The 8728-nt window shown below is 54.4% G+C and carries 8 protein-coding genes; 6 read left to right on the forward strand and 2 right to left on the reverse strand.

The genetic code is table 11. From position 1 onward, the window contains the following. The first annotated feature begins 107 nt into the window (after window positions 1-107). Genes GOV38_RS19895 through GOV38_RS19915 form a run of 5 tightly spaced genes read left to right on the forward strand, consistent with a single transcriptional unit; the run spans window position 108 to window position 5455 of the window. Complete coding sequence (locus tag GOV38_RS19895; RefSeq protein WP_254453175.1) at window positions 108-1661, forward strand: sugar ABC transporter ATP-binding protein; 1554 nt, start codon at window positions 108-110, stop codon at window positions 1659-1661. A gap of 2 nt (window positions 1662-1663) precedes the next feature. Then, window positions 1664-2650, forward strand: a complete 987-nt coding sequence (locus tag GOV38_RS19900; protein WP_174818509.1) for an ABC transporter permease — start codon at window positions 1664-1666, stop codon at window positions 2648-2650. Window positions 2651-2706: 56 nt separating this feature from the next. Beyond that, entirely contained in the window at window positions 2707-3702 is a 996-nt protein-coding gene (locus GOV38_RS19905; RefSeq protein WP_171210351.1) for a substrate-binding domain-containing protein, read from the forward strand. Between the two features lie 53 nt (window positions 3703-3755). Continuing rightward, entirely contained in the window at window positions 3756-4658 is a 903-nt protein-coding gene (locus GOV38_RS19910) for a hypothetical protein (protein WP_171210350.1), read from the forward strand. After that, window positions 4646-5455, forward strand: a complete 810-nt coding sequence (locus GOV38_RS19915) for an NAD(P)-dependent oxidoreductase (RefSeq protein WP_171210349.1) — start codon at window positions 4646-4648, stop codon at window positions 5453-5455. Before GOV38_RS19910 ends, GOV38_RS19915 begins: the two co-directional genes overlap by 13 nt. Window positions 5456-5687: 232 nt before the next feature. Here the strand turns inward: GOV38_RS19915 and GOV38_RS19920 are convergent, their stop codons facing one another. After that, window positions 5688-6695: a pyridoxal phosphate-dependent aminotransferase gene (locus tag GOV38_RS19920; protein ID WP_254430682.1), complete on the reverse strand. Its 1008-nt coding sequence runs from the start codon at window positions 6693-6695 to the stop codon at window positions 5688-5690. 200 nt (window positions 6696-6895) lie between these two features. Here GOV38_RS19920 and GOV38_RS19925 point away from each other — a divergent pair, with 200 nt between their 5' ends. After that, complete coding sequence (locus GOV38_RS19925; protein ID WP_174838952.1) at window positions 6896-7603, forward strand: N-acyl homoserine lactonase family protein; 708 nt, start codon at window positions 6896-6898, stop codon at window positions 7601-7603. Between the two features lie 48 nt (window positions 7604-7651). Here the strand turns inward: GOV38_RS19925 and GOV38_RS19930 are convergent, their stop codons facing one another. Further along, window positions 7652-8380, reverse strand: coding sequence for an SDR family NAD(P)-dependent oxidoreductase (locus tag GOV38_RS19930; RefSeq protein WP_171210348.1), 729 nt, complete (start codon window positions 8378-8380; stop codon window positions 7652-7654). Window positions 8381-8728 lie beyond the last annotated feature (348 nt).

Consider the following 8728-nt stretch of genomic DNA (forward strand, 5'->3'; position numbering starts at 1 on the left):
GCGCCGCCCCTTTCTCTTGGGCACCTCCTGGTCTTTTCTTTTTCAGTTGACATCTGAGATATCAGATGCCAATTAAAAGGCGGGAGGAAGCTTGAATGACGCCAGCAATGAAACCTGAATCACCGGGGCTACAGCCACTGATCCAGCTGGATCGGGTTGGCAAAAGCTTCGGCACGAACATTGTTTTGGATGGCGTCGACTTTGAATTGAGACCCGGCGAAGTTCACGCGCTTTGTGGGGAAAACGGCGCTGGCAAATCCACCTGTCTCGGCCTGTTTTATGGGCTTCACCAACCTTCTGCTGGGCGCATCCTGTGCGACGGTAAGGAACAGCGGGTCGAAAGCCCGTCGCATGCGCAATCCCTGGGCATCGGCTGTGTTTTCCAAGAGCTCAGCCTCGCTGGCGCGCTCTCTGTTGCGGAAAACATCTACGCGGGCCGCGTACCCACCCGGTTTGGTGTAGTTGACTGGCCTGAACTGCGCCGCCGAGCGGAGGCGTTGCTGGCGGAATTCGGTCTGAATATCGACGTTTCAACACCCGTGGAAAACTTGCCGATCAGCTCCCGCCAGATTGTTGAAATCGCCAAGGCGTTGTCGTTGAATTCCCGCGTCCTTTTGCTGGATGAACCGACGTCGGCATTGGCACCCGACGAAGTAGACGCACTATTCGATGTCCTAAAGTCCCTGACAAAAAAAGGGATTGGCATCGTCTATGTCAGCCACCATATGGCTGAGATTTTCCAGATCTCGGATCGCATTACCGTTTTGCGAGATGGGCACCACATCAGCACTTTACCGGTTTCGGAAACTTCTCAGGAACAAGTCGTTGCCGAGATGATCGGTGGCGCTCACCCCGGTGATGTCACGCGGTCAGGTAAGGTTAACGGCGAAGAGGTTTTGCATGTCCAAGACCTATCCCATCCAGGTGAATTCGAAGACATTTCTTTCTCCATTAAAGCCGGAGAGATTGTAGGGATGGCAGGGTTGATGGGCGCTCGCCGCAGCGAGATTGTTCGATCGATTGTCGGGCTGATGCATGGCGAGACCGGGGAGATCAGACTTCACGGCAAGCCTGTTAACTTTGCGTCCTTGCGGCAGGCGATGCGTGCTGGGGTCGGGTTTGTTCCCGAGGAACGCAAGACTGAAGGCCTCTTTCTGGAACAATCACTCAGCGACAACCTTATCGCGGCCAGTCTTTCCGATCATTCGTCTGCTGGGCTCATGCGTTCGGGCTCGATCAAAGCAGCCAGCCAAGCCGCCATTGACGCCTTCAGTGTCAAAACCAGCGGGATTAACGAACTTGTTGGTGATCTGTCAGGGGGCAATCAGCAAAAGATCATGTTGGCCAAGTGGCTCAAACGCGCGCCAGCTCTTCTGATCATCGAGGAGCCCACAAAAGGGGTCGACGTCGGAGCCAAATTCCAAATCCACACGGAGCTTTTACGTCGAGCAGCCGAAGGAATGGCCATCCTCGTCGTGTCATCCGATTTTCCCGAACTTGTCTCTCTCTCAACCCGCATCCTTGTCGTCCACGACGGTCGCCTCATGGGAGACATCGCAGCCACTGAGGCAACCGAAACCACGCTTCTTCAAATGGCCGCCGGAAATTCCGTTCCAATTGTGGACGCACCCCAAACCAATCAATCAGGAGTCGCGACGTGACCATGACCGCTCAAGCCAACTTGCCCATGAAGCGTCCGCTGCTGCGCCGTGTTTTACAAGCTTTTGTCGATATTCGTGAACTGACGCTGATCGTTCTGATCGCCGCCATCATCATCGTGATGTCCAACGTTAATCCCTATTTCCTCAGCTTCTCGAACTTTCGAGCCGTGGCCGTAGGCATGGCCCCCACCGCGATCATCGTGATCGGTATGGCGATACTACTTGCATCCGGCGGGTTCGATCTTTCCGTTGGATCGGTTATGGCTTTGTCTTCTACCGTCGTGGCCATGCTGCTTTTGACTGGCATGCCAATTCCGCTCGCGGTGGTATGCGGATTAGTGCTGGGTGGAATTGTCGGCGTAGTGAACGGTTTGCTGGTGACCGGACTCGGGATCAATCCGCTTATCGCGACCCTCGGCACGATGTCGATCGCGCGAGGCATCGCTCTTGTCTTGACCGAAGGTTTTTCTGTTTCAAGCCTGCCGGCATCATTTGCCTGGATCGGCAAGGCCGACATAGGCGGTTTTCCGGTAATCGTCTTGTTCACCATTCTGCTGGTCGTCCTGTTTGACCTAGCCGTCCGCCATACACGCTTTTTCCGTCAGGTCTATTTCATCGGCGCCAATGAAAAGGCCGCGATGTTGTCAGGCATCCATGTAACACGCGTGCGTATCATCCTGTACGCACTGACCGGTATTCTGGCTGCTTTGGCAGGTGTATTGCTGGCGTCCCGCCTGATGAGCGGTACGCCCACGGCAGGCAACGGTATCGAACTTCAGGTTCTGGCTGCGGCCGTCATCGGTGGCGCATCCCTACGCGGCGGGGAAGGTACTATTCTTGGTGCTTTCCTCGGCGTCGTTTTCGTCGCGTTGATCAACAACACCATGACGATGCTGGCCGTATCGATCTACTGGCAGATGATCGTCATCGGCGGTGTACTCGTTACAGCGGTCGCCTTGGACATGCTGATCCGAAGCAAACGGGGCTGAGCCCGAAGCTTTCCAAAACTCAACAACAACCAAAGATCCAAAACAGGGAGACTACGATGACTGAATTGAATGTGAATCGGCGCAGGCTGCTGACAGCGGGCACCACCGCTGGATTGGCCGCAGCGTTCGGACTGCCCATGCTGTCCAAAGAAGCCATGGCACAAGCGGCCGGCAAGGAGTATGTGTTCCTGTCCATCGTCACGCAGGTGCCTTTCTGGGTGGACTATCGAAATGCGATGGAAGACCTTGAGGAACTGATGGGCATCAAGGCCACATTCACGGGCCCGTTGGATTTCGACACGGCCGCACAAGCACGCCAATTGGATGAACTGATCGCAAGACGTCCCGCAGGCATCCTTATCTTCCCCGGTGATCCAGCCACTCTGGCCCCCGGCGTTGAACGTGCGGTGGAGGCTGGCATTCCAGTCACATGTTGTATTGGCGATATTCCCGACAGTCCCCGGTCCACATTCCTTGGTATCAACGGCGTTCAGGCAGGACGAGTCGGCGGCGAAATGCTGGCGCAAGCGATTGGCGGTAAGGGTAAAGTTATCCTCGGCACTTTCCCTGCCCCTTCCACATTGGAGCGTGTCGAAGGGTACAAACAAATCTTTGCCGAGAAATACCCAGATATCGAGGTCGTCGACGTCGTCAACGACAAGGCCGACCCGTCCTATGCGCCGACAGCCTACCTTCAGGCAATTCAGGCGAACCCTGATATTGTTGGCATTGGCGGCACGGACGGCGACAGCGGCAAAGGCGCGGCAATTGCAGTCAATGAGGCGGGACGCAAGGACATCAAGATCGTCGCGATGGACCGGAATGATGATATGCTTCCCTATATCGAAGACGGCACAATTCACGGCGCAGTGGCTCAGAAATCCTATCTTGAGATCTTTCTCGCCTTCCACATGATGCATTGGCAGAACACTGACGCGCTGAAGGTCTTGCCCGATTGGAAGGCGGCTGGCATCAATCCTCTACCCGAGCGCGTTGAAACCGGGGTTATGCCGATTACTGCCGAGAACGTCATCCAGTTCAAGCACACCTAGGCGATTGTCCCGGTGCATTCTATCGCGCCGGGAAACCGATATGAGGGGGTTACATGTCGGACAGATGGAGCGTTCTCCACCTGCAGCAAAACGATCTGCAACTGACACTCCTGCCCGGCATCGGGGGCCGCCTATGGGATGTAAACTTCCAAGGGCGCTCCCTCCTATTTCAAAACGCGGATCTCAACGGTTTCGATGTCGATAGTACCCAGCTTACTGATCTGCCCACACGCTCTCCACAATTTGGTTTTCCGCTCTGGGGCGGCGAGAAGACTTGGATCGCCCCGGATGCATCATGGGTAAACGGCGCTCCGTTTCCCGTGTTGGACAGCGGCTCTTACCAGATCACTTCAAGAAGCAGCACTCGTATCGACATGACCAGCGCATTATGCCCGACCTCGCACTTGTCAGTGTCGCGCCGCATCACGCTGACCTCGGCGGAAAGCTGGGAAATAGAACACATCGTGGTCAACCATGGGACCTCCTCGCGCCTGACCGGCATTTGGTCAGTCATGATGCTTAACACCCCCACCAAGGTCGGTGTCGAATTGGAAGACCCAGCATTTTATCCTGTTTTTGGCTCTGCCGAAGGGATGATAGCTACGCACGGCAATGGCATTGTAGTGGATTGCAACAGACAGCAGGAATTCAAGGTCGGGCTACCGAACCCCAACGGTCGTACATTGATACGGTGCGGCGCTGATGCCCCGTTGCTAATGTGCTCGGTACCGGAACCTCAAAAGGGCGATCAATTTGCACACGACTATCCGTTTGAGGTCTTTAATTCAGCCGATTACGCCTATTGCGAAGCGGAGTGGCACTCCCCGGCACGCAAGCTCGCACCGAATGAAACGCTGAGTTTTCGGCAGATGTTCCGCGTCTTGACGGATGAAGATGCAACCCAAATGCCATTGGGGCTCACAAACAACAAGGAGTTCCTTTCATGCATGTCTTGATTACAGGCGCAGGCGGGCATCTCGGCCGCAAACTCTTCAACGCGCTAGAAAGCGACCCCGATTACACCGTCTCTGGCATCGACATCCGTCCCGTTGATCATCCCGACATTCACACAGCAGACCTGTCCGACGACAGCAGTTGGGTCAGTTTGCTAAAGGGAGTGGACGTTATCGTGCATCTTGCCGGAGACCGAGAGCCTTCCGCCACTTGGGCTTCCGCGATCAATCACAATATGGATGCAACGCTTTCACTCTATCACCATGCGGCAGCCATGGGCGTCAGCCGCGTGGTTCTTGCCAGCTCCAATTGGGTTCACGGCGACAAAAGGTTCACGCATGAGGTGCTAAACAGCACGACACCACCAGGGCCAGTAAACGCCTACGGCATGTCAAAGCTATTCTGTGAACGGACAGGGGCCTATTTCGCCGAGCATCAAGGACTATCGGTCATCTGCTTGCGCATCGGCTGGACACAATGGACGCATGACAACCAACCCGGCACACACATGGCGATGGGTCGGTGGGGTCAGGAAATGTGGTTGAGTGATCGGGACTTTCTAAGCGGAATGCGCGCCGCAATAGATGCCAAGGATATTTCCTTCGCAGCCCTAAACCTAATGTCAGATAACCCGGGGATGCGCTGGAATATCAACGAAACACGGCAAGCGATTGGCTACTCTCCAATGGATGGAAGCCCCGCGAAAATAACAGTGGGCATTGTACTGAGATCCACGCTGAAACGGCTGTTTTCAGTCTGGCTCCCCAGCTACGTCACGACACGTTTTCCAGATTGGTAAAGTACAAGGTCCGGGCATTGTTGTTGCGTTGCGCAATCATTTTCCGAAACCTCGCATCGAAGTAAGCGCAAAAGGTCAGCGTTGTCCGCTTCGCAGTCGACGGAGAGTGACAGAAAGCTGTCAGTACATGGCGGGTGAACTTGCACCATCAAGACGCTCAATGTCAGCTTTGATCGGGTAGCATTTTTTGACCGGCGTTGCAGGCCGAGAAGTCGAAATGAGTGTCCTAAATCTACCAGTTCGCCAACAGTTCGCCCATGCGCTCTAGGCCAAGGTCAAGGTTGGCAGCAGCACCTCCCCCCACACCCAGTCGGATGTGGTTCCGCATCCCATAAGACGAGCCCGGTAAGAGAAACGTCCGATAGGGATCTGCTAGTAAGCGTTTGGCGAAAACATCGCCATCTATCCCATCGAGCCTTGCCAAACCAATCAATCCAGCCTGAGGTTTGACCCAATCGAGGCCGGGTTGATCGGCAACAAACCGATCCAGGCGTTCCAGCGTTTTCATCCCGGCTGCCCGCGCAGTTTTCAAAGCCTGGCTATATCGGTCAGGCCTTAAGGCGATTTCGGCGATGACTTCGCCGAGAATATTCATAATCTCGCTAGAGTTTTCCCGCAGAATGATGGCATCCCAAATCAAATCGGGATCACGGCAAACCATCCAGCCGGTTCGCAGCCCTTGGAGCCCCAATGCCTTAGAAACGCTGCCTGTCGTGATACCCCTAGGATACAAACCAGCAATCGAAGGGGCACGGGATCCGACCCACTCCAATCCTGCATAAACCTCATCAACAACCAGCCATGCGCCGACGCGATCTGCAATTTGAATAAGCCTTTCAAGCTCTGCTTGCGTCGTCAACTGCCCGGTGGGATTATTGGGGTTGGTTATAAAGATCAGTCGAGTGCGTTCTGTTACTGCGGCCTCAACTTTGTCGAGCGGCAATACCCAACCAGCACTCTCTTCCCGGTCGACAACTTTTAGCGTCGCGCCAACTGCCTCTGCCAATACGCCCGCTTGTGGCCAGCCCGGGCGTTCCGTTACGACTTCGTCGCCCGGTTGGACCAATTGCATGAATGCAAGATAATTGGCTTCCGCGGCGCCGGCGGTGATCAGAACGTCGTCTGGCTTGCAAACATCAGACAAGCCGGCGCGATCCAAGACATGTCGTCGTAAAGCAGGCAGACCCCGAAAACTCTTTTGGTTCCAATCCAACGGCAGCGCTGGATCCAGCGCATCCATGAACTCACCCAAACGCGGCGACTCTGACAAGGAAAACCCGACGAACGCATCTGGATCCGCTTCCGTAGTATCCAATAGGTATTGAAAAAGTGTGTGTATCTTGACTTTCATGCTCTACTCAAAATCCTTGTAGTCAATCCGGGAGAGATTCTGTGCAAGCAGAGGGATTTGTCAAAGGGCGACCGATTGACCTTGCGGTTTTGGACTACGGGCTGTTCAAGGTCCATTCCACTGGCCGCATAATTGGTATCTGCGGGTTTCTGATCCGGACAGATTTGGGAGAAGCAATACTCATCGATACCGGGTTCCCCGAAAAATATGCCACCGCCACTGACGCCGCAGTCAAAGAAGATCGATTGTTCGAGTTTGGCGAGGTTCTGAAGTGCGAACCAGACAATCTTCCATGCGCACAGCTGGCAAAACTTGGGCTTATTCCTTCAAACATTACACTACAGATTTGTACGCACACCCATATCGACCATATCGGTGCATTGGGCGACTTTCCAAGCAGTCCAATTCTTATCTCTGCTGCGGAGCGAGCCTTACCCCGCCCGTTGTACTGGGGCGATATGCGGCCTTTGGAATGGCCCGATCAGGATTACCTGGTTGTTGATAACGACGTAGAGATTGGGCCAGGTATCTTCGTTTTGATGGCACCCGGTCATGCGCCTGGTCAGATCGCGGTAATGGTCGATCTCCCGTCGGGGACGGTTTTACTAACCAGTGATGCGATTTCCCGACCAGCAGAAATCGACGAGAAGTTTGCCGGGTCTTGGGACGAGGATGCAGCGATTGCCAGCGCAGACAGGTTGATGCGTCTGGCATCCGAGCGAGATGCGTTCGTAATCTATGGGCATTGTCCAAAGCAATGGCCTGTCCTGAAAAAAGCACCAGAAGTCTACAGCTGATCCCGCCCCATGGACCATTTTCCATAAAGGCAACGGTGCGCCTAGGAGTTATCTGACGTCGCGCCCTTGATTCAGGACAATCACATTCCCACTGGAGACATCACCAGCCGGCGAAATTAGAAAACCGACCCAAGCGGCGATTTGCTCGGGCAGCATCGCGCGGCCATGCGGCATAGCATTAATGGCTTTCTCCAAGACGTCCTTGGTTAAGACCTTGAACAACGGTGTCTCAGTCATGGCAGGTGCCAGAGAATTTACACAGATTTTTTCCTGCGCGTATCGACGGGCAAGGTCTTTCGTAAGTGTATCCATCGCCGCTTTTGACGCACGGTAATGGGGAGGGTCGAACACATCGAAATTGTAAGCTCCATTCGATGAGATATTTACAATCTTTTTGATGCCCTCGCGTTCCAACATCAACTGAACCGCCTGCTGGCAACAGTGGAATGCAGAGTTAAAGTTTATCGCCATCTGCTTTTCGAGTTCCTCGGGCGGAATGTGCGGAAAGTCAGACATGAAGCAGGTGCCCGCGTTGTTTACCAAAGCATCCAGACCGCCATGGGCTGTCTTAATGCGCTCAAACGTTTGAGCCACGGACAAAGGATCTGTTAGATCAACGGAAATAGGCGTGAAGTCCGAACTTAATTTTGATGCCAGCTCGACGAGGCCCTCTTCTTTGAGGTCCAGACCAATCACATGCAACCCGTTCGTCTGCAATTGGCGACAGATGGCCTGCCCCATCCCTCCCGCGGCGCCAGTCACAACCGCTGTTTTCATAACAAATCCTCCCACCTTGGTATGTTTTGGGATACTCCGAGTTAAAGCAGAAAACTCACAACCCTTTTTTCTGAAAACCGGGAAAGTCAATTCCGTTTGAATTCAGCGCACGTTCGTTTTGGGCTCAAGCTAGACTTTGCAAAGTCCGCTTTCTGCGCGTAACAGTCGTTGGCCCGGACTGCAGCATTCGGCGTTTTGGGCTCGAAGCGGTCATCCGCGTGTTTTTGCCCGATGACCGCTCTGCGCTGTTGAGAAGGCATTTGCGAGCTGTTTGGCCTCGTCATCACTCCAACGCAGGTTGCTCGACCACCGCCAGCGCCGTGCTGATCCGTTCATACAACTCTTCGC

This window comes from Ruegeria sp. HKCCA5839 (assembly GCF_013035585.1).
Lineage (GTDB): Bacteria > Pseudomonadota > Alphaproteobacteria > Rhodobacterales > Rhodobacteraceae > Ruegeria.